Source organism: Bradyrhizobium sp. CCBAU 53340 (assembly GCF_015291645.1).
Taxonomy (GTDB): Bacteria; Pseudomonadota; Alphaproteobacteria; order Rhizobiales; family Xanthobacteraceae; genus Bradyrhizobium.
In genome coordinates this window covers 1,670,816-1,692,425 of the sequence record NZ_CP030055.1, presented here as the reverse complement: position 1 = coordinate 1,692,425, position 21,610 = coordinate 1,670,816, and the positions used below count along the sequence as shown (strand labels likewise).

General features: G+C 63.4%; 15 protein-coding genes and 1 pseudogene. 11 read left to right on the top strand and 5 right to left on the bottom strand.

The genetic code is table 11. The features are described 5' to 3' along the window. Positions 1–52 precede the first annotated feature (52 nt). The 4 genes from XH89_RS07905 (at position 53) to XH89_RS07890 (ending at position 3,956) form a co-directional block, all read left to right on the top strand. On the top strand, positions 53–502 hold the full coding sequence (locus XH89_RS07905; RefSeq protein ID WP_057743125.1) for a cupin domain-containing protein: 450 nt from the start codon (positions 53–55) through the stop codon (positions 500–502). Between the two features lie 108 nt (positions 503–610). Beyond that, positions 611–2,104 (top strand): NAD(P)/FAD-dependent oxidoreductase, encoded by a 1,494-nt coding sequence (locus XH89_RS07900; protein WP_194466529.1) that lies wholly within the window; start codon positions 611–613, stop codon positions 2,102–2,104. Between the two features lie 89 nt (positions 2,105–2,193). Then, positions 2,194–3,267, top strand: coding sequence for a hypothetical protein (locus XH89_RS07895; protein ID WP_194466528.1), 1,074 nt, complete (start codon positions 2,194–2,196; stop codon positions 3,265–3,267). Between the two features lie 47 nt (positions 3,268–3,314). Beyond that, positions 3,315–3,956, top strand: a complete 642-nt coding sequence (locus tag XH89_RS07890) for a glutathione S-transferase family protein (protein ID WP_194466527.1) — start codon at positions 3,315–3,317, stop codon at positions 3,954–3,956. 8 nt (positions 3,957–3,964) lie between these two features. Here XH89_RS07890 and XH89_RS07885 read toward each other — a convergent pair whose 3' ends face one another. Next, the gene (locus XH89_RS07885) at positions 3,965–5,305 is read right to left on the bottom strand and encodes a cytochrome-c peroxidase (RefSeq protein ID WP_194466526.1); all 1,341 of its coding nucleotides are present in this window, start codon (positions 5,303–5,305) and stop codon (positions 3,965–3,967) included. Positions 5,306–5,322: 17 nt separating this feature from the next. Continuing rightward, the gene (locus XH89_RS07880) at positions 5,323–7,023 is read right to left on the bottom strand and encodes a phospholipase C (RefSeq protein WP_194466525.1); all 1,701 of its coding nucleotides are present in this window, start codon (positions 7,021–7,023) and stop codon (positions 5,323–5,325) included. A gap of 236 nt (positions 7,024–7,259) precedes the next feature. Between XH89_RS07880 and XH89_RS07875 the strand changes: the two genes are divergently transcribed. Beyond that, the gene (locus tag XH89_RS07875; protein WP_194466524.1) at positions 7,260–8,435 is read left to right on the top strand and encodes a YncE family protein; all 1,176 of its coding nucleotides are present in this window, start codon (positions 7,260–7,262) and stop codon (positions 8,433–8,435) included. A 49-nt stretch (positions 8,436–8,484) separates the two neighbouring features. On the opposite strand, the gene XH89_RS07870 is transcribed toward XH89_RS07875, so the two are convergent. Then, on the bottom strand, positions 8,485–9,276 hold the full coding sequence (locus XH89_RS07870; protein ID WP_194466523.1) for a transporter substrate-binding domain-containing protein: 792 nt from the start codon (positions 9,274–9,276) through the stop codon (positions 8,485–8,487). Positions 9,277–9,530: 254 nt separating this feature from the next. Between XH89_RS07870 and XH89_RS07865 the strand changes: the two genes are divergently transcribed. From XH89_RS07865 to XH89_RS07855, 3 genes are all read left to right on the top strand, one after another. Further along, the gene (locus tag XH89_RS07865) at positions 9,531–10,715 is read left to right on the top strand and encodes an efflux RND transporter periplasmic adaptor subunit (RefSeq protein ID WP_194466522.1); all 1,185 of its coding nucleotides are present in this window, start codon (positions 9,531–9,533) and stop codon (positions 10,713–10,715) included. A gap of 13 nt (positions 10,716–10,728) precedes the next feature. Continuing rightward, positions 10,729–13,884, top strand: coding sequence for an efflux RND transporter permease subunit (locus XH89_RS07860; protein WP_194466521.1), 3,156 nt, complete (start codon positions 10,729–10,731; stop codon positions 13,882–13,884). 274 nt (positions 13,885–14,158) lie between these two features. Next, the gene (locus XH89_RS07855) at positions 14,159–14,875 is read left to right on the top strand and encodes an imm11 family protein (RefSeq protein WP_194466520.1); all 717 of its coding nucleotides are present in this window, start codon (positions 14,159–14,161) and stop codon (positions 14,873–14,875) included. A 62-nt stretch (positions 14,876–14,937) separates the two neighbouring features. Here XH89_RS07855 and XH89_RS07850 read toward each other — a convergent pair whose 3' ends face one another. Both XH89_RS07850 and XH89_RS07845 read right to left on the bottom strand, forming a co-directional pair. After that, positions 14,938–17,205: a cation:proton antiporter gene (locus XH89_RS07850; RefSeq protein ID WP_194466519.1), complete on the bottom strand. Its 2,268-nt coding sequence runs from the start codon at positions 17,203–17,205 to the stop codon at positions 14,938–14,940. 243 nt (positions 17,206–17,448) lie between these two features. Further along, positions 17,449–18,984, bottom strand: a pseudogene (locus tag XH89_RS07845) (methyl-accepting chemotaxis protein); the annotation flags it as partial. Between the two features lie 657 nt (positions 18,985–19,641). On the opposite strand from XH89_RS07845, the gene XH89_RS07840 reads away from it, so the two are divergent. The 3 genes from XH89_RS07840 to XH89_RS07830 all read left to right on the top strand — a co-directional run bounded on the left by XH89_RS07840 (position 19,642) and on the right by XH89_RS07830 (position 21,594). Next, positions 19,642–19,869, top strand: coding sequence for a hypothetical protein (locus XH89_RS07840; protein WP_194466517.1), 228 nt, complete (start codon positions 19,642–19,644; stop codon positions 19,867–19,869). Between the two features lie 249 nt (positions 19,870–20,118). Continuing rightward, a complete protein-coding gene (locus tag XH89_RS07835; RefSeq protein ID WP_194466516.1) occupies positions 20,119–21,051 on the top strand; it encodes an AraC family transcriptional regulator in 933 nt (310 codons plus the stop codon). A 126-nt stretch (positions 21,052–21,177) separates the two neighbouring features. Then, complete coding sequence (locus XH89_RS07830; RefSeq protein WP_210345240.1) at positions 21,178–21,594, top strand: hypothetical protein; 417 nt, start codon at positions 21,178–21,180, stop codon at positions 21,592–21,594. Positions 21,595–21,610: the final 16 nt, after the last annotated feature.

Sequence of the window (21,610 nt, the reverse complement as noted above, 5' to 3'; positions counted from 1 at the left end):
GGCCATAGCTGGCCGAAGCTTTGTCCCCGCCGGAATCCATGAGGAGCAAGCCATGACTGCACTCGAAAAGGGCATTACCGCGAACGGCACGGGCTATGGCGGCAAGAGCTGGAACATCCTTGGTCAGGTCTATTTCCCCAAGGCCGTCACCGATTCCACCTTTGCGTTCGAGACCAACAGCGATCCCGGCCAGTTCGTGCCGGTGCACATCCATCCGACCCAGGACGAGTTCATCCTGGTGCAGGAAGGCACGCTCGACCTCAAGCTCGACGGCGTCTGGGTCAAGGCCCATGCCGGCGATCTCGTGCGCATGCCGCGCGGTATCCCCCACGGCTATTTCAACAAGTCCGACAAGCCGTGCCGCGCGCTGTTCTGGGTCTCGCCGATGCAGAAGCTGGAGGCGCTGTTCAACCAGCTCCACAATCTGACCGACCCCGCCGAGGTCGTGCGCATCTCGGCGCTGCATGAGGTCGACTTCCTGCCGCCCGAGGCCAACGACTAGGCGTCCCGCCTCCTCGTTCACCCTTCATCTGCTTGCAGCTCCGCCGGCCGCGCCTTGCAGCCGAACGAAGCCGCTCGCGCGCAAACCACATCGATTGCGAGCCCACCCATGGTCAGCCCCAAGCATGTCTGCGTGATCGGCGCCGGCGTCTCCGGCCTTGCCACCGCAAAGGCGTTCTCCACCCGCGGCCACCGCGTCACCATCGTCGAGCGCCGCGGCGATCTCGGCGGCGTGTGGGAGCCGTCGCGATCCTATCCCGACGTGCAGACCCAGAGCCCGAAGGAGCTCTACCGCTACACCGATCTCGCCATGCCTGATACCTACCCGGAATGGCCGACCGGACCGCAGGTCCACGCCTATCTGGCAGACTACGCCAGGAGGTTCGGGCTCGACCACATGCTGCGCCTCAACACTGAAGTGGCCGGCATGGCCCGGCGTGCCGACGGCAAGCCAGGCTGGACGCTGACGCTGACGACCAAGAGCGGCGCGAGCAGCAACGAGGATTTCGATTTCGTCGCGGTCTGCATCGGACAGTTCAACGAGCCGCGCGAGCTGCATTGCCCGGGCGAAGACGGTTTCCTGGCGCAGGGCGGGCAGATCCTGCACTCGTCGCAATACGGCGACCCGGCACTGGCGAAAGGACGCCGCGTCGTCGTGCTCGGCGGCTCGAAGTCAGCGACCGACATCGCCGTGAACGCGGTGAAGTCGGGCGCGCGCGAGGTCACCATCGTGATGCGCGAGCCGGTGTGGCGCATCCCCTATTTCATCGGCGGGCTCGTCAATTTCAAGCGCATCCTCTACACCCGCGCACAGGAGGAGATGTTTCAGGGCTGGGATGCGAGCACGATGGCACGGCTCGCGCACCGCATCTCCGCGCCGCTGGCCTGGGCGAACTGGCGCGGGCTGGAGAGCCTGCTCAAGGCGCAGCTCAAGCTGAAGCAATGTGGGATGGTGCCGAAAGAACGGATCGAGGACGGCGTCAACTGCTCGGTGCCGATCGCAACGCCGGGCTTCTATCCGATGGTCGCCGACGGCCGGATCAAGGCGGTGTTCGGCACGTTCGATCATTATGAAGGCGACACGATCGTGATGAGCGGCGGCGAGCGTGTCGGCGCCGACGTCGCCGTGCTCGCGATCGGCTACAAGCTCGGCGTGCCCTTCCTTCCCAACGCCTATCAGCAGAAGCTGGTCGACGCGGACGGGCAGTACCGGCTCTACCGCCTGATCGCCAACCCTGATCTGCCCGACCTCGGCTTCGTCGGCTTCAACTCATCGTTCTGCACGGTGCTCTGCGCCGACCTCGCCGCGAACTGGCTGGTGCGCTATGCCGACGGACAACTCGCACGGCAGCCGACAACGCAGCAGATGCGCGACAACATCGAGATGATGCTGCACTTCAAGCGCGTCGAGCGGCCGGCCGCCGGCGTCTATGGCGGCCTCTGCGTCGCGCCGTATCACTACCGTCATTTCGACGAACTGATGGCCGACATGGGCGCGACGCAGCAGAAGCGCGGCGGGCTCGCCGGGCGTTTCCAGCCGCCCGATGCGGACGCCTACGCCAGGTTCCTGGCTTCGGCGCCGGAGTACCGGGCGGCGGGATGAGATCGGGGGCCCGATTTGAAACTCGCCAGGTCGCGGGTTTGATGCTTACGATCCCATGATCGACGAATCTCCGGACATGGGAACTCGCCATGGGACGACGATGTCACGCCGCCGCGGCCGTGGCGGCGCTTGCGCTCCTCCTCACGATGCCCGGCGCGAGCCGGGCGCAAGCGCTGACGCCGGCGCAATCGGAAGCGCAAGCGACCTACGATCGCGCGCTCGGCGATTTCAAATCGATCCTGGCCGAGCGGCGCCGCCAGATCGAAACGAAGGAGCCGTTGCCGAACCTGCCGGGCCAGGCGCTCTATCTGGCGCGCGTGGCTGTCATCAGCACCTACAAGGATCTCACCGACGCCCTGCCCTCGCGGATCGGCAAGCCGAACAAGTTCGGGATTCCGCCGGCCTATTTCGATGCCGACATCGAGCCGCTGGTCGACGAATATGCAGACATCTTCGAGATCATGGAGGCGCCGCCCGCCCGCGCCCAGAATTCGGCAACACCGTTCAAGGACGTGATCGATCTCGGCACTGCGATTGCGCGCGCCAAGGGGCTTGCGCCGGCTGATGCTGCCGCCGCAGGCCGCATCAGCCTCGGGCTGTTCTATGCGGAGACGAACGGCAAGCAGAACGTCCGCAATGCGCGCTCGAACACCTATATGGGCAGCCTGCAGACCGGCCCCTCCGAGGACCGCAACGGCCAGCGCAAATGGGAGACCATCAAGGGCACGATCGCGGCCGCCGATCCTGCATTGAACGCGCGCGACGACAAGGAAGAGGCGCGGTCGCGCGGCACCGATCGCCGCTTCAATCACTGGACCAATGTGCGCGACGGCCTCATGAACGCCCATGCGGAGCTGTTCGCCGAAATCCCGGCGATCGTGAAGACGCTGCCCGATCCAATCGACCAGATGAAGCTGTTCGAGCTGATCCAGATCATTCCGGCACCGACGCGGTCGGCACTGAAGTCAGGCGACCTGTTGAACTACAGGGTGTCCAATCCCACCATCATGAAGCACCTGCGCAACAACAGCATCTTCGCCTTCGGCAAGGCAGACCGGGCACGAGGCTCGGCCAGCTTCCGCGAGATTCTCGCCGCGATGTGGCTGTTCAAGCGCAAGTTCGACAAGGCGATGGTGAAATATGCGGAGATCAAGCCGCGCTAGATCGTCTGCGAGCTAGTATATCCAGCCCAATCCAGGAACGTTCAACTATGCTCACCGTCTATGGCGAAGGTCGTGGCTTCCGCGTCGTTTGGCTGCTCGAGGAATTGGGATTGGCTTATCGGCTGCGCCCGGTCGATCTGTTCGCCGTCGAGAATGATCGCGATTTCCTCGCGATCAACCCCGCCGGCTTCATTCCCGCGCTGCAGGACGGCGAGACGATCATGGTCGAATCGATTGCGATTCTCGAATACCTGCTCGCTCGCTACGGCTCAAATTCGCTTGCCGTCGCCCCTGATCATCCCGCCTTCGCGTCCTATCTGCAATTTCTCCATTTGGGCGAGGCCGGGCTCGCCGGGCCGCTGAATACAGTCTTTGTCGGCAGGGAACTGGCGCCCGAAGCCGAGCGGAATGCCCGGGTGACCCGGTGGGCAATCGAGACCTTCGAGAGCCGGCTGGGGCTGGTGATCCGTCGCCTCGCGGATTGCCCTTATCTCGCCGGCGACCGATTCACTGCCGCCGATATCTCGGTGAGCTACGCGCTCCTGCTCGGGCTGCGAACGGGCAACTACGTCCCCGGTCCTATCGAGCGAGACTATCTCGCCCGCACCACGGCGCGTCCGGCCTACGCCCGAGCGATGGAGAGCTGCCAGGCCACCAAGGCCTGGGCGGCGAGATCACCGGGATTGTAGGGACCTGCCTAGTCCTCCACCTTGTAGCCGTCGGTCAGCGTCTTCAGGAACGCAATGATGTCGGCCTCGTCCTGCGCGGTCATCGCCGGCTTGTCGCCGAGGCGACGATCGAACGGCGGATCGGCGATGTCGACATTGGCGTGATATGTCTCGGGCAGGTCGTCGTATTTCCGCACCGTGCCGTCGGCAGTACGCGGAAACACCTTGTCCGGATGTATGTCGCGGAAATTGTAGAAATCCAGCACCTCTTCGAGCGTCTTGAAGACGCCGTTGTGAAAGAAGGCGTGACGCGTCGCAGTGTTGCGCAGTGTCGGCGTCAGGAACATACCGCAATATTGCGTCTGCTCGACCGCATCAGTGCGCTGCGGGCCGCAGACGCCGAGATCGAAATAAGAGGGATCCTTGTTGCCGGCGAGCGCCGCGTTGCGCGGCGCTCCGAGCGCCTCGTATTGGTGGTCGGTGAAGAGCGGCGGCAGGCCATCGCGGGACGGCGCCGAGGTGTGGCAACCGGCACAATTGGCCTTGCCGGGATCGTTGAACAATTGAAGGCCCCGCAGCTCACTCTCGGAGAGCCGCGCCTTGCCTTCGAGCCAGTAATCATACTTGCTGCTGTAGGGATGGAAGCTCGGCTCTTCCACTTGATAGCGCGCGACCGCGAACATCGCCTCCGCAATCAGCAGCCGCTGATTTCTCATCACGCCCACGCCGAACAGCTCAACGAAGCGGCTGGCGTAGGGCGCACGGCGCAACTTGCCGGCAACGATCTCGGCACTGCCGCCGTCCATCTCATTGGGATCGAGCAACGGAAACAAGGCCTGATCCTGAAGCGTGTCGGCGCGGCCATCCCAGAACAGACCGCCCTGCGGCACGATGTTGGCCGAAGCGCCGGTGCCGCCCGCAGTCTTGGTCGTGCGCGCAGCCTCTCGGCCCAGCGCGGCCATCTGCGCGAGATCCATAACGTTGTCGTCGTCAGCCTTGTCGGGGCCGATGCTGAAATTCGGCTGACGCTCAAGATAGGTCAGCGACGGCACTGCACGCGCGCCTTGCCGCGTCAGACTGGCGCCACCGAGCATCACCGGACCGTCGTTCGGCGGGCCATAGCCGTGGTCCGGGCTGTGGCAGGACGCACATGACAGCGAACCGGATGACGACAGCGAGGCATCGTAGAAGATCTCCCTGCCGAGCAGCGCCATCGCGGACAACGGAGCGGCGGGCGGACGCATCAGACGAACCGGGTTCGGATTCGCGCCAGCGTTGGCATCTGCAAATCCTTGCGCGTCCGCCGCAAAGACGGCGCCGGCCAGAGCGAGCAGGCCGGCGCCGAGGAGCCACAAAATGCGGCTGTTCATTCTGACGTTCCGTCGGACTAGTGGTGATGGTGCTCGTCCGGCGGGCTGACCATCACCGTGCCCGTTGTCGGATCGAGGAACAGCGCATCGATGCGGAGGTCATGGCTGTGGTCATGCTCGAAATCGAACAGGTCCATGATCGACCCCGAGGTCGCATCGAACGAACCGGCACCCAGCCGCTTGCCATGCAGCCAGTTGTCCTCGACGAACCGCACGACGGAAGCCTGCGAGATGTAAGTGCGGCTCACGTGGTTGGTCTTGGCGTAGGGCGAGACCACGATGAAGGGGATGCGGGTGCCAGGACCGCAGCGGCCGTTCACCGGCTTGCCGCCAAGGCCGTTCGGTGCCGGCTGCGTCTGCGGACCGAGGCCGCACAGGCCCGGACCGTTGACCTGATCGGCAGTCGGATCGTAGGACGCGGTCTTCGGCGCGACGTACTGGTGATCGTACCAGCCGTCGGAGTCGTCATAGGTGATGATGACGGCGGTCTCACGCCATTCCGGCTGCTTCTGCAGGAAGTTGACCAGCTCGACAGTGCCGACCTGCTCGTCGAGCGGGTCCGAATAGCCGGCATGACCGTCCTGATAGGCCGGCGTCTTGATGTAGGAGACGGCCGGGAAGTTGCCGGCTTTCACCGCAGCGTAAAAGTCTTCGAGATCATAATTGTGGTTGGCCGGGTCGACCTTGCCATTGAAGTCATGCGTATGGCCGATCGCGCGCACCGAACTCGGCCGCGCATGGGTCGGGTTGGCGGTCGACTTGTAGTACTGGAACCAAGCGTGATGCGGGATGTAATCCGCGGTGGCGGCGCCGATCACGGTCGAGAAGGTGCTACGTGCGCATCCGGTCGTTCCGTTGGCGTTCTTGAGCGTCAGGTCGAAGCCGCCCATAAAGCTGCCCCAGCTGATGTGCTCGTCGTTCAGCAGGTCGCCGATATTCTTGCCGTTCATCAATACGGTGCTGGTCGTGCTCGAGCAGGCATCGATGCCCGGATCGGTGTCCCCGATCAGTGTCAGGCCGCCCTGGCCATCGGGAACGGTCTGCGTCGACGTACCGACGATGTTCACCGCGCCGTTGGTCTGACCCGCAACCACTTCGAGCGCGCCCGGGGTCGACGGGCCGAACGTGTCGGTCCAGGCATTGTCGCTCATGGCGAAGTGCTGGGCGTAATTCCACAAGGCGGTGGTCGTGTTGCCGTCGAAATAGCCCATCACCTGACCGTTGGTGCCGAACGCGCCGGCGCCGCCGGCAGTGCCGCGGCCGGTGAATTTCGGGAACAGGTCTTCCTTGCCGTTGTCGACGGCCTCCTGCTCGGGCGTATAGGCGTGGTTCTGCGAGCGCGTATTGGCCTGGGTACGATCAAGACGGAACGGATCGGTTGCGCCGGTGCCATTCGCCGGATTGTTGTTCGGATTGTTCACCAGCAGATTGGCGTTGGCGAGATTGTTGACCTTCGGTGTATGCGGCTTCGGCGCGAAGGGAATCGAGCCCGAGGGATTGGCAGCGTTCGGATAGGTCGCGAAATAATGGTCGAACGAGCGGTTCTCGTTGAAGATGATCACGAGATGCTTGATCGGCGTTTCGGTATGGATGTGATGCGGATGGCGATGATCGCTATCGTGATCCCGGTCGAAGTCGTCCGCGAACACCGGAATGCTGCACGCAAGCGTCGTCGCGGCCGCGAAGATCGCAGCCGTCGTCAAAAATCTGGATTTCATTTTTTTTGCCCCGAAGGATTGACCCCATAACCGTAGCGATCACGGGTGACAGAGCTGTGTCAGTTTGACGCGAGAGACACTTTGCACGGTCGTTGGGACAAAAAATCTTACAGGCATCCCGCCATCAGCGATTATTCCATGCACGCAATAAAAAATCGCGGTTCCGGAATTGTTGCAAAGTCACGCAGGTCGCATTTAGTTTTGTCGAGCAAAAACAAGCCTTGCGGGGGAAAAACATGAGAGCTGTTCATCGCACGCGTCTGTACCGCGCTGCATCGACAATCGTTGCGGGCTCGATGGCCGGCCTGGCAAATTTTGCCGTCCATGCCGAAATCGTTGTCACCGCCAATGACGGCAAGATGGCGCTGGAGAACGGCAGTGCCGTGGTGCGCAAGCAGCCCCTGCCCGACACGGTCAGCGTTATCGATTTCACCGACGGCGCGCTCAAGCTGCTCGGCGAAGTACCGGCTCCTGCGAGCGTCGTCGGTCCGCCGCCGAGCGTGGCGATCGCGCCGGACGGCTCCTTTGCGCTGGTCACGGGCGCCATGAAGGTCGACCCGGCGGATGCGACCAAGACGGTGCCCGACGACAAGCTCTCCGTGATCGACCTGAAGTCTTCGCCTCCCAAAGTGCTCGCAACGTTGCAGGCCGGCGCGGGCGCGGCCGGCGTCTCGATCAACCGTTCCGCGACCCTGGCGCTGGTCGCGAACCGCAGCGAGGGCACGGTCTCGGTGTTCACCATCAACGGCAACACCGTGACGCAAGCGGGCAAGATCCAGCTCGGCGACGCCAAATCGGGTCCGAGCCATGCCGTCTTTTCCCATGACGGCACGACCGCACTGGTCACCCGCGACGGCGACAGCCGGACCTCGCTGCTGACCGTGGACGGCAACAAGGTCGAATACGCCAAGCGCGATCTCTTTTCCGGCGTGCGTCCCTACGACATCGACCTCACCGGCAGCGCGACGGCCGTCGTCGGCAATGTCGGCGCCGGCGGCGGCGACACGGACACGATCAGCCTGATCGACATGAACGCAAAACCGATCCGCGTCGTCAGCACGGTCAGCGTGGGACAGACGCCCGAGGGCGTGAAGATGTCCCCGGACGGCAACTACGTCGCAGTCAGCGTCATGAACGGCTCGAACAAGCCCTCCGCCTCAACCTTCTTCAACGATTTCGGCTTGCTGAAGGTCTACAGGATTTCCGGCGCCGAGCTCGCGCCGGTAACGGAGGCGAAGATCGGCCATTGGTGCCAGGGCATGGTGTGGTCGAAGGACTCCAAATATCTCGTGACCGAGTGCATGGTCGAGAGCGAGCTGATCGCATTTTCGTTCGACGGCAAGGCGCTGACCAGGACATCGACGCTCAAGATGCAGGTGAGCCCTGCCGGCATCCGAACCGCCGAGCCGTAAGGGCTCATCGATCGGGTGTGAACTCCAATGTGGTCGGCAAAGGACAAACCTATTCGGTGCGGATCGGCGCGTCCTTCAGACCATTATCGTCATAGGCCTTGCGCAAGGTGCCGTTGGTCACGGCCTCGTTCATGAACTTGGTCACGAACGCCAGAGCCTGGCTGTGGCCGAGCGGGACCGCAACGGCCGTCACGGTCTTCTTGAAGGTCTCGTCCAGCACCTTGGTCCCCAGAATCTTCTGCGCCATCTTGTTGAGCTGGTCGCGCGACAGCGCGAAGGCGTTGATCTCACCGCTCTTCAGGAGGCCGAAGATTTCGTCGTAGGTCTGATAGCCCGTGACCTTCGCGTTCTTCAGATGCGCAACAGCGCCGCGCATCGTGGTCGTGGCATTGACGGCTGCGACCTTGATGCCGGGTTGGTCGAGCGTGGCGAAATTGGTCACGGTCGAACCAGCCTTGACGATATAGGTGGCGTCGGCGACCTCGTAGATCGGACCGAACATCATCTTGGTCTCACGCTCGGGATCTTTCGGCAACCAGGTGATGTCCCACGCGCCTTTGCCGGCGGCGTCGGTGATCTGCCCGGAGTTCTGGTACACGACATAGTCGACGGAGATGCCGAGCTGCGCGGCCAGCGCCTTGCCGAGATCGACGGGAACGCCGGTATAGCCGGCTTCGGTCCTGGTCGACCAGAACGCTCCGCCCACCGGGCTGATCGCGATCGCGACCCGCAGCGTGCCGGTCGGCGCGATCTCGTCCTTCAGACCATCGGCTAGCGCGGGCATGGCAACCGCCGCCGCAAGAGCAAGCCCGGCAAGGCCCGACCAGAATGGCGTTGGCATGTCATTGTCTCCTCGCGCTTCTTCTTGTGGTCCACTTGCCTGCCCGTCGCCCGCCTTGCGCCCGTCGCGCGGCCTTTGACGACAATTCTGGTCAAACATGGCCTCGGTGAAAAGCGGTTTGTCATGACAAAGCCATCAAAGGCCACGCCACGGTTTGCAGTGCAAGGCCTGTGACTGCCATGGCTATGGTGTTCCACGGCTGGTCATTTGTTGGTAGCCTGCCGCACCGACAGGCAATCATCGGGGGCCACCGAATGACCTCAGCTCATCCCGCACGACTTCACGACGCGTGGAGGCATATCGGGCGGGCCCTGGCCACCGCGGCCGCGGTGGTTACGCTGGCCGGCTGCGAGGACAAGAACACGTTCGTCGCGCCGCCGCCGCCCAAGGTGGATGTCGCGACGCCGGTGCAGCGTCCGGTCACGCGCTACATCGAGGCCACCGGCAACACCGCGCCGATCAAGAGCGTCGACCTCGTCGCGCGGGTGCAGGGTTTTCTGCAAACGATCGACTACGCCGATGGCACCTTCGTCAAGCAGGGCGCCCAGCTGTTCACGATCGAGCCGGAGACCTACAAGCTCAAGCTCGACCAGGCGCAGGCGGCCGAGACCGGCGCGCAGGCCTCACTCAAACAGGCTGAGGCCGACTACAAGCGGCAGGTCGACCTGGTGCAGCGCCAGGCTGTCTCGCAGGCCACTCTCGACACCTCGACCTCGACCCGAGATAACGCCCAGGCCAACCTTCAGCAGGCCCAGGCCAACACCAGGCTCGCCGAGGTGAACTACGGCTACACCAAGGTGACCGCGCCGTTCGACGGCATCGTCAGCGCGCACATGGTTTCGATCGGCGAGCTCGTCGGCGTCTCCTCCCCGACCCAGCTCGCGACCATCGTCGCGATGGACCCAATCTATGTGAACTTCACTGTCAACGAGCAGGACGTGCTGCGCATCCGAGCCGAAGCCGCGCGCCGGGGCCTCACTTCCGCCGACCTCAAGCAGTTCCCGATTGAAATCGGCCTGCAGACCGAGACCGGCTATCCGCACGAGGGCAAGCTCGACTACGTCGCGCCGACTCTCAATTCGTCGACCGGAACGCTCGCCGTGCGCGGCGTCGTGCCCAATGACAAGCGGGTGCTGCTGCCAGGCTATTTCGTCCGTGTCCGCGTACCGTTCACCCAGGAAAAGGACGCCCTTCTCGTTCCCGATACCGCGCTCGGCAGCGACCAGGGCGGACGCTATCTGCTGGTTGCCAACAAGGACAATGTCGTCGAGCAGCGCAAGGTGCAAATCGGCCCGGCCGACAACGGCCTGCGTGTGATCGAAAGCGGCCTCAAGCCTGATGACCGCGTGGTCACCTCAGGCCTGCTGCGCGTGATCCCGGGCCAGAAGATCGACCCGCAGCAGACCAAGATCGAGCAACCGCAGGCCTCGAGCAAGTGAAGGGCCGCGCGCCATGATCTCAAAGTTCTTCATCGAGCGGCCGGTCCTCTCGAACGTCATCGCGCTGCTGATGATCCTGATCGGCGGCGTCGCGCTGTTCAACCTCGCGATCGCCCAATATCCCGACGTGGTGCCGCCGACGGTGCAGGTGACGACGCGCTATCCCGGCGCCAGCGCCAAGACCGTGATCGACACCGTGGCGCTGCCGATCGAACAACAAGTCAACGGCGTCGAGGACATGCTCTACATGCAGTCCTACAGCGGCTCCGACGGCACCTATACGCTGACGGTGACTTTCAAGATCGGCACCGATCTCAACTTTGCGCAGGTGCTGGTCCAGAACCGCGTCTCCAGCGCGCTCTCGCAACTGCCGTCTGCCGTGCAGAACCAGGGCGTGACCGTGCAGAAGCGCTCGACCTCGATCCTCCTGTTCGTGACGCTGACCTCGCCGGACAAGACCTTCGATAGCCTCTACTTGAGCAACTACGCCACCATCAATGTCCGCGACGAACTCTCGCGCCTGCCCGGCGTCGGCAACGTCACCGTGTTCGGTGCCGGCCAGTATTCGATGCGGGTCTGGCTTGATCCCAACAAGCTCCAGGTCCGCGGTCTCGTGCCGCAGGACGTCATCAACGCGATCCAGGAGCAGAGCCAGCAGGTCTCGGCCGGACAGGTCGGCGCGCCGCCGACGCCGCCGGGACAAGCGTTCCAGTACACGCTGAACGTCAACGGGCGTCTCGACGACGCCACCCAGTTCGAGAACATCATCGTCAAGTCGGGGACCAGCGGCGACGTCACCCGCGTGCGCGACGTTGGTTCGGTCGAGCTCGGCGCGCAGACCTACAGCCAGATCTTCTCGCTCAACAAGCAGCCGGCCACCGGCATCGGCGTATTCCAGTCGCCCGGCGCCAACGCGCTCGAGGTCGAACAGGCCGTCGAAAAGAAGATGGTGGAGCTCGCCAAGCGCTTTCCGGAAGGCATCAAATACGACACGCCGTTCGACACCACGAAATTCGTCAATGCCTCGGTGCATGAGGTCTACATGACCCTGATCGAGGCCGGCCTGCTCGTGCTGGTCGTTATCCTGGTGTTCCTGCAGGACTGGCGTGCGATGCTGGTGCCGGCAACCACCGTGCCTGTCACCATCATCGGTGCCTTCGCCGCGATGGCGGCGCTCGGCTTCACCATCAACATGTCGACCCTGTTTGCGATCGTGCTGGCAATCGGCATCGTCGTCGACGACGCCATCGTCGTAGTGGAAGGCGCCGCGCACAATATCGAGCGGGGCATGAACGGCCACGACGCCGCGATCAAGGCGATGGATGCGCTGTTCGCACCGATCGTCGGCATCACGCTGGTGTTGATATCGGTATTTTTGCCGGCCTCGTTCCTCGCCGGCCTCACGGGGCGCATCTACTCGCAATTCGCGCTGGTGATCGCGGCGACGGCGCTTTTGTCCGCCATCAACGCGGCGACGCTGAAGCCGACCCAATGCGCGCTGTGGCTGCGGCCTGCGGTGCCGCCGGAGCAACGTAATTTCTTCTACCGTGGCTTCAACGCCGTCTACGACAAGGTCGAGCACGGCTATACGAGGCTGATCACGTTCCTGGTGAAGCACGCCACCATCTCGGTCGCGTTCGCACTGATCGTGATCGGGCTCAGCGGCTACGGCCTGTCCCGGGTGCCGACCGGCTTCCTGCCGATCGAGGACCAGGGCTATCTCATCGCCGCCGTGCAATTGCCCGACGGCGCCTCGCTGGAACGGACCCAGAAGGTGCTCGACAAGGCCGCCGACATCATCAAGGCCACGCCCGGCGTCCAGCAGGTCATCACCATCGCCGGCATCTCCGCGCTCGACAACAGCGCCAGCCTTGCCAATGCCGGCGTCGCCTACATCATCCTGAAGGACTGGGAGGCACGCGGCAAAGGCGAGGACCTGCGCTCGCTGGTCTATGGGCTGAACGACAAGGTCGCTGATATCATGGAGGCGCGCACGCTGGTGCTGCCACCGCCGCCGATCCAGGGCATCGGCAACGCCGCCGGCTTCTCGATGCAGGTTGAGCTGCGCGACGGCAATAGCGATTTTGCCAAGCTCCAGGCCATCACCGGCGCGATGGTCAGCAACGGCCAGAGCCAGAGCGCGCTGCAGCGCGTGCAGTCGTCATTCCGCTCGTCGGTGCCGCAGTTCAATGTCGAGATCGACCGCATCAAGACCCAGACGCTGCACGTGACGACGGATCAGGTGTTCGCGGCGCTGTCGACCTATCTCGGTTCGTCCTTCGTCAACCAGTTCAACAAGTTCGGCCGGGTGTTCCAGGTCTACACCCAGGCCGATCCCGCCTTCCGCGTCACCGAGCGCGACATCGCCAACATGATGGTGCGCAACTCGAACGGCGACATGATCCCGATCGGCACCGTCGCCACGATCACGCCGGCCACAGGCCCCTCGCTGATCAGCCTCTACAATCTTTATCCCTCTTCGACCGTGATCGGCCTGCCGGCGCAGGGCTACTCCTCCGGCCAGTCGCTGACGCTGATGGAGGACATCGCCGACAAGACGCTGCCGCCGGGCACCGGTTATGAATGGACCGCGATGTCGTATCAGGAGAAAGCGGTCTCGAACCAGATCTACTGGGTGTTCGGCCTCGCCATGCTGCTGGTCTATCTCGTGCTCGCCGGCCAGTATGAGAGCTGGTACGCGCCGATCTCGGTGATCCTCGCCGTGCCGCTGTCGCTGCTCGGGCCGATGCTGATCCTGTCCGGGCTCAAGATTGACAACAACCTCTATTGCCAGATCGGCCTGATCCTCCTGATCGCGCTGTCGGCCAAGAACGCCATCCTAATCGTCGAGGTCGGGCTCGAGCTGCACGGCCGCGACGGCAAGCCGATCCTGGAATCGGCGATCGAGGCGGCACGCGCACGTTTCCGCCCGATCCTGATGACTTCGTTCGCCTTTATCCTCGGCGTGGTGCCGCTGGTGCTCGCGACCGGCGCCGGCGCCAGCGCGCGCAAATCGATCGGCATCACCGTGTTCTCGGGGATGCTGGCCTCGACCTGTCTGGCGGTGCTGTTCGTGCCCGCGTTCTTCGTGGTGGTGCAGCGGTTTGAGAACTGGCGCGCTTCGAAGAAGGCGCCGAAGGCGAAAGCGGTCGCGGAGGTGAAGTCCTAGCTGGACCCAGGATTGACGTCGACCGTCCGTCCTCACTACGACCTCTCGCAGTGCGCGCGACAAAATAAAATCGTCACATCTGCGCCGCTTGGGAGCGTTACAAAATTCGTCTGGAAGGCGAACCAGAACGCGCCATACGCGTTGGTGCTCGACGCTGCGCCGGGCCACATCCCTTCGACCGCTCAGCCGTTCCACCACGTTGTCTCATGTTGTGTCAAAGGGCTGCCGGTGTTGCAGGCCACTATGCCTGCCGCGGTCTAGGAGCGTATCGGCGATGGCGAAAGCGCCCCCACGGGTTTACGAGATCACGCCAGCATGGCCATTCGGCACGCGGGTGGTGATGGACGTGGCCGGCTGGAACGTGGCGCTGACGGCGTCGGTCGATTTCGCGGCGGTCGAGCGCTGGTACGACAAGCCTCTTCCCACCGAGGCACGCCTGCTCTGCAAGCCGCGCAAGCAGATTCCGGCATTGATCTTGACTGGTGCTGACACGCCGGTGGTCAGCGCCGGAATGAAATCGGTGCTGGAGCGGGACGCCCCCGGGGAGAGCGAATTCCGTCCCTTCACCCTGCAGTGGGAGGACGGCGCAACAGTGCCGGGCGAATGGCACTTATGCAACTTGCTCAAGCGCATTGACTGTTTCGACTACGCCGCGATGCGAATGCAGCCGCCGGATCCAAAAGAAGTCGAGAAAACGCTGCATCAAAAGCGCAGCGACCCGATGAGCGCGGAGGAATACTGGCTGCGTGAGGGCTACATCAATCGCATGATGGGCCCGAAGCACGTCGACCTCGCGGCGATAGGCGATACGCAGATCTGGCGTCCGAGGTGGCATCCCGCATCGATCTTCGTCACCGACAAGCTGCTGGCCGCACTCAAAGCCGCCAAGGTTCGCGGCGTGCAGGCGGAGCGGATCGGCACGCGCGAAGAGCCGCTTCCGACGCTGGCAGAGATCCGCGAGAAGGCGAAGTTAGCGAATCGGCGGGAGTGACCGCGCCGTCTCCGGTCGCGGTCGTCGGGCCCGATGCTCGGAGCCGATGGGGCTGTTGCCTGCTAGGCCTTTTCCGCGGGCGCCTGACGCGCCTCGCCGCTCGACACCAGGAGCACCGAGACCTTCGACTGCCTGAGCACGGCATCGGCGACGCCGCCGAAAGAGAGATGATCGGCCTGGATGCGGTCGACGCCCATGACCACGAGATCGACGTCGGTGGTGTCGATCTCGCGCAGGATCGCAGCCTCCGGCGCCCGGTTCACACGCAGCGTGGTGGTGATGTCGACGTCGTAGCGGGCGGCGAGATCGCTGGCGTCCTTCAGGATGCCTGCTTCCTGACCGAGGCCGCGGGAGGCGCCGCGCTGTGCGCCCTTGTCCCGCGTCGTTGCCACATAGATCACGCGCAGCGAGCCTGACCCGGCCTGCGTCAGCGCCACCGCGACCTCGGCGCCGCGCTTGGAGACACCGCTGCCGGAGACCGGAACGAGGATGTTCAGTCCGTCCGGCATCGGCTGCTTCAGATGCTTGCCCTTGGCCGCCACGATCGCGAGCGGTCCCTCGAACTTTGCGGCGATATCCTCGATCCTCTGGTCGAAACGATCCTTGGCGGCGGCGGCCCTGTCGACGCCGACGACGAGCAGATCAAAACCCTTGCGCGCCTCCTCAGCGATGGTCTCGCCGAGCTCGGCGCGCCTGGCGCGGGTAACGACATCGACGCTGCCGACCTCACCGTCACCATTGGCGGAGACGGTCTCGGCCGCTTTCTTCACGACGGCTTCGTGGCTCTCTTCCTCGTCGCGGATCTTCTCCTGCTCCCCGGCGCGCTTGCCGATGTGCAGCACTGTGATCGGCAGGCCGCGCATGCCGGCGATCAGGCCGATGAGGTGGGAAGCAAAGGTCGCGTTGACGCTTTCGTCCACGGCCAGCAAGGGGCGTTCGAGATTGGCGACGAAGCCGCGCTTCTCGAATTCCTCACGCTCCAGCCGCTCCTTCTCCTCCTGGTTCATCGGCAGCCTTGCCAGCGCCGCGCGCAGCATCGGCGGCATCGCCATCGTGGTCACGATCGCCATGGTCACAATCATCGTGAACATGACCTGGCTGAGCACGCCGATAGAAAGGCCGATGGTGGCGATGATGACCTCGGTCGAGCCGCGCGCATTCATGCCGCTCGCCAGCGCCAGAGATTCCCGCGTGCTCAGCCCGCCGATCGTGCCGCCGACAAAGGCGCCGCCGAACTTGCCAACGCTGGCGATCACGACGAGCAGGGCCGTAAGCATCAGAAGGCTCGGATCGCGCAGCACTGACAGATCGGTGCTGAGACCAGCAAGGCCGAAAAACACCGGCATGAAGAAGCTCGAGATCAGCCCCCGCAAGCGCTCGTCGATCTGCCGGGTCAGGATCGGGGACTCCCCGACCAGGATGCCGGCGACGAAGGCGCCGAGCACGGTGTGGACGCCGATCGCATGGGTGATCAGCGCCATGACGCCCATCAACAGCAGGATCACCGTGATGACAGCCGCCGCGCTGACGAGGTTGTCATTGGCCCAACGAATGAGCTGGAACACCAGGCGGCGGCCGATGGTGAAGCTGACCGCAAGGAAGGCTAACGTGCCCACCAGCGCCTGCGCCACCGAGGCGAGATCCAGCGCGCCCTGCGAGGCGAGGCTGAAGATGACGGCGATGATGATCCAGCCGATGGTGTCGTCGATCACGGCCGTCGCGACGATGATCTGGCCGACATTGCGGCGCATGAAGTTCATCTCGCGCACGACCACGGCGACGATCTTCACCGAGGAGATCGACAGCGCCGTGCCCATGAACAACGACGCCACCAGCCGCTGCTCCTGCTTGGGCAACAGCGCATCGGGCAGGAATTCGCCGAGCACAAAGCCGCAGGCGAAGGGCACCAGGATGCCGGCGATCGAGATCGCGATCGCGGCCTTGCCGATCCTCCTGACCAGCTTGAGGTCGGTCTCCATGCCGGTGAGCAACAGCAGCAGCAGGATGCCGAACTGCGCGATGCCGTCGAGCATCGCCTTCTGCTCGGGTGTTTTCGGGAAGATCGCGGCTTGCGCCTCGGGCCAGAGCCAGCCGAACAGCGACGGCCCGAGCAGGATGCCGGCAAGCAGTTCGCCGATCACCGAGGGCTGGCCGATCCGCTGCATGAGCTCGCCGAGGCCGCGCCCCACCGCGATCAGCAGCACGATCTGCGCCACCAGCAGGAATTCGGAAGGGCCGGCCGATTTGCCGCCTTCGGCGCTGGCGGCCATAGTGGTGAGGACGAGCGCCGCAGGGACGAGGCCGACCGGTCGGAGCAGGCTCCACTGCATGCAGGTGTCTTCCCCCGTTGGCGATCCGGCAAGTTGCCGGACCACAGGGATAGAACTTGCGGGAGGTGGAGCGGGTTCCCGTCTCTCACGGCCGGTTCAAGGTGAAACTTGAAAACAACCCCATGCACAGTAGAGGAGGGAGCTGAAAAAGCTCGCGTTATTCGCTTTTACCGAATCAGCTTGCTCCGTCGGGCAAGACACCGGTAGAATGACATCATCGGCCGGTGCGCGGTTGGCGAAATTCTACGCCGCCGACTGGAGAGCCTGGAGCCGCCGCACGAATCCCAGCGCCGCGTCGTTCAAATCGCCGAATCTGCTTCGCAGCGCCTCTGCGCGGGTGCCCGCGCCTTGCGCAATCGACTGACCCACGACGGCCTTCGAACAAACGTCCTCGACCGATTTCTGCAGATGCTCGGCCCCTTCCGCGGCACACCTCGCCGCGCGATTGATGTCGCTGGTGGCGCCGCTCTGTTCCTGAACCTCTTTGGCAATGGTCGCGCTCTGCTCCCTGATATCCCTGATGACATCAACGATCGCGGCGATCTCGCCGGCCGCCGCCTGCGTCGCCGACTGGATGCCGAGCACCTGGGAGGAAATGTCCTCCGTCGCCCGCGCGGTCTGCGTCGCAAGCGTCTTGACCTCCGCGGCCACCACCGCGAATCCCCGCCCCGCTTCACCTGCCCTGGCGGCCTCGATGGTCGCATTGAGCGCCAGCAGGTTGGTCTGGCCGGCGATATCGCTGATCAATTCCACGACGCTTCCTATTCTTGTCGCGGCTTGCACCATGCTCTCGACCATCAATCCGGCCTGTGTCGCGCGGTTGCTGGCGATATCGGCCACCTGGCTCGCTTCCTGGGCGCGACCATTGATGTTGCGGGTGGAGGCATCGAGTTGCTCGACCCCGGCGGCCATGGTCTGCACGCTGCCGGCGATGTCGCCTGCGGACGTCGACGCCGTACGGCTGCACAACAAATTGTCGGCGTTGAACCGCTCCAGCTCCTGGATCGCGTCGGCAATATGACCGGCCACCGCAACGACCTCGTCCACCGAGCCGACGACCGTTTCCTCGAAGGACGAGGTCGCCCGCGCAAGAACGTCTTTCAGCTCGTTTTCCGCCTGCATCTTGAGCTTCGCCTGCGAGGCCTGGAGCGACAATCGATCGGCCGAATGATCACGCAAGACGGCGACCGCCGCGGCCATTGCGCCAATCTCGTCCCGGCGGTCCAACCCTGGAATGTCTCCCTCGATCTCACCCGCTACGATCTCGCGCAGACGGCCCTCGAGGCGACGCAGCGGCCGGGAGATCGTTCCCGCGATCAGAACCGCAAACGCCACGCTCATGAGCACGACCAGCAGGGCGAGACCGCCGAGCCGCAGCGCCGCGCCCCTGAACGAGGCGTCGAGATCGTCGACATACATGCCGCTGATGACCATCAATTTCAGGTCCGGAAGCGCCCTGACGAAGGCCCTTTTGCGCAGCGGCTCCGGCTGGCCGCTGCGGGGAAAGTAGTAGGTGACGGTTCCGGTACCGACGCTATGTGCAAGCTCGACGATCTCGCGCCGGAACAGGTGTCCGTTGACATCGCCCTTGTCGATCAGGTTCTTCCCGACATTTTCAGGCGTGCCGCCATCGGCGAGATTGAGCCCGTCCCAATCGTAGACAAAGAAGTAATTGCCGCCGTCATAGCGCGACTTCGCGACGATCTCCCTGATCTTCGCAATCATGTCGTCGCGGCTCATGTGGCCTGACTGCACATCCTGCTGATAGGCCGCGATCTGCGATGCGACCGCGTCCACGGCGCCGCGCAGCGCCCGCGTCCTTTCGGCCTCCATCTGATCGCGCAGCTGGACCAGGGACACGCCAACGAGAACCATCATCGCGAGCACGCTGCCGAGCGTGAGCATGCCGAGCCGCCACGCGATCTTGATCTTCTTCATGCGAAATCCCTTGTCGCTGCAATGAATGCTGAAGCTTGCAATCGAAAGCTTGACGAGGACTTTCACTGAGGACGCCGAGCGCAACGCCACAGGCGAAATGTTATGCGAAATTTGCATCGGCTAGTCGCGTCTTGCATCAAAGACCGGGGTGAAATGCTACGGCTGTGCTTCGCGCGACCCGAGCCAAAATCGGGCCATGGCCATCTGCCGAGGCTTTCAAGCGAGGCGCATAGCGCCTTTGGGAATGAGCCGGCTCGGGCGCATACTCATAAAGACGCAGACGTCGGCTTTTGCGGCCTAAGAGAGATTTTCGGATCAATCAGAGTATTGCTGATTTTGACCGATAGCCGACCTGACCGGGCGGCACGCGCGGTCCATGTCCGAGCGAGGTCCGTAGCGACACAGCTAAAGCTGCGGCTGAGGTCTGCTGCTTATGGGCGAGCACCGCGTTTAAATAAGACATTCTGTGATGGCTGTCACATACCGGCGAGAGCGGTGATGACAAATGTCGTCGCATCAGCGTCGGATGATCGCGCCAACCAAAGGAGACACGTGGTGACTGATGCAATCAACGCGAAGAGCGAGGTTCTGGGCGAGCACGAACTCGACTGCGTGAGCGGCGGCATCAAGGGAGCACTCGAGGGAGTGTGCAGAAAGGACGAAGGAACGCCGCGTCAAAGCGAAGCACTCCGAACGTTTCAACAGGTTTTGCAGAGTTTGCCGTAAGAGTATCAAGCGCACCGAGTGCGGTCCGGGTCCACGCGAGTGGTGTTTGGTCGTTGCGATTGCTCATAGCGGCTCATGGTCCGGGGCTGACCTCACCACCTGGCCTTCCACGGTCCGCTTCCGAGGGCCCGAGCGGAAAGCCACGCCGGAGCCGCCGAAGGCAGCCTTTGACCCGTCGGCGACATGCGAGGCGAAGTCTGCTATCATGCAACGCGGGCGCGGGGTCTGTAGCTGGACGAGATGGCCCGTATGTTCGACATTTTGAGTGATGTCTTCGAGACCATCAGGCTCAAAGGAACGCTTTACTTCCGGACTGACTATTCGCCGCCCTGGGCCATTACCGTTCCAGAATATGAGCAGGCCGCCCGGTTCCATTTTGTGATCCAGGGGCGCTGCCATGTGAGCCTCCCGTCCGGCAGCAATATCGTTCTTGAAGCGGGCGATGTCGTATTGATTCCCCGTGGTCGGGGCCACGTCCTTGCCGATCGTTTCGGCCGGGCGCCGGCACCGCTGGAACGCGTGATCCAGGAATCGGGTTACGACGGCAGGGGCGCGTTTGTGATTGGCAAGAGTGACCCTCAAGCCACGACGCAAATGGTCTGTGGTCATCTGGGCTTTTCGCAAGGCGCCGATCATCCGCTGCTTGGCGCATTGCCCGAGGTTATCGTGATAACCCAGGCCGACCGCGATCGCTACCCGCTGCTTGACGAGTCACTGCGCCTGGTTGCGCGGCGAGCACTGAGTGACGAGGTCGGTGCCGCCGCTTCGATCGCGCGTCTGTCGGAAGTTTTCTTTATCGAGGCTGTGCGGGCAAGCGTCGAACGTCATCCGCCCCTGGCCAACGTCATGACCGCGATGACGGATCGTCATATCGGTCGCTCTCTTGAACTGGTGCACAAAACGCCTGGCGATCAATGGACGGTCGAAACTCTCGCAAAAGCAAGCGGCATGTCGAGAAGCCGCTTCGCGGAGCGGTTTACGGAACTCGTCGGTGTTGCGCCCATGGCTTATGTCACGGAATGGAGATTGCAGAAGGCTTTGGCCAGGCTCAGCAGCTCCAAAGCAAGCGTGAAGGAAGTTGCAGCTCAGGCCGGATACCAGTCGGCGGCCGCCTTTGCGCGTGCATTTTCCCAACGTTTTGGAATTCCTCCGACCGATAGTCGTGATCTTGAATCGTCATAGATTTGCACATCGTCCCAACTGTCTTGCAGACAGTCCGTACTTTCTTCGCGTGTCTTGCTCCAGCCTCCTGCGCGATCCTAGGTGAGTTGCGTTGCGAACAGCGCCACTCAAACCAAGGAGTCGATCGTGCAAGTTACTCAGCAAGCCACCCATCCCTCGACCCGCTTCGATCCCAGGTTCGTCACCAGGACGATGCACGCTTACCTGGACTATCCTGTTGCCGCGAGCTTGATCGCCTTGCCCTTCGTGCTCGGACTCGGCGGTTCAAATCCTTCGGCAAAATGGATCGCGGTCGCCACCGGCGTGGCAGCGGTCATTCTGACGTTCTTTACCAATCACAGGACGGGCGTCGTCCGGATTATCCCGTTCTCATTTCATGTCGCGGTTGATGCTCTCGTCGGCATCATCTTCGTGACGGTGCCGTTTGTCCTCGGCTTTGCCGGTCTCGATGCCTGGTATTACTGGGCAAACGGCGGGGCGCTGTTGGTGGTGCTCTGCCTGCAGAAGCCTGATGCGATACAGATGCAGACCGTAAGCGCCTGAAGGCCGCTTGCTTCCG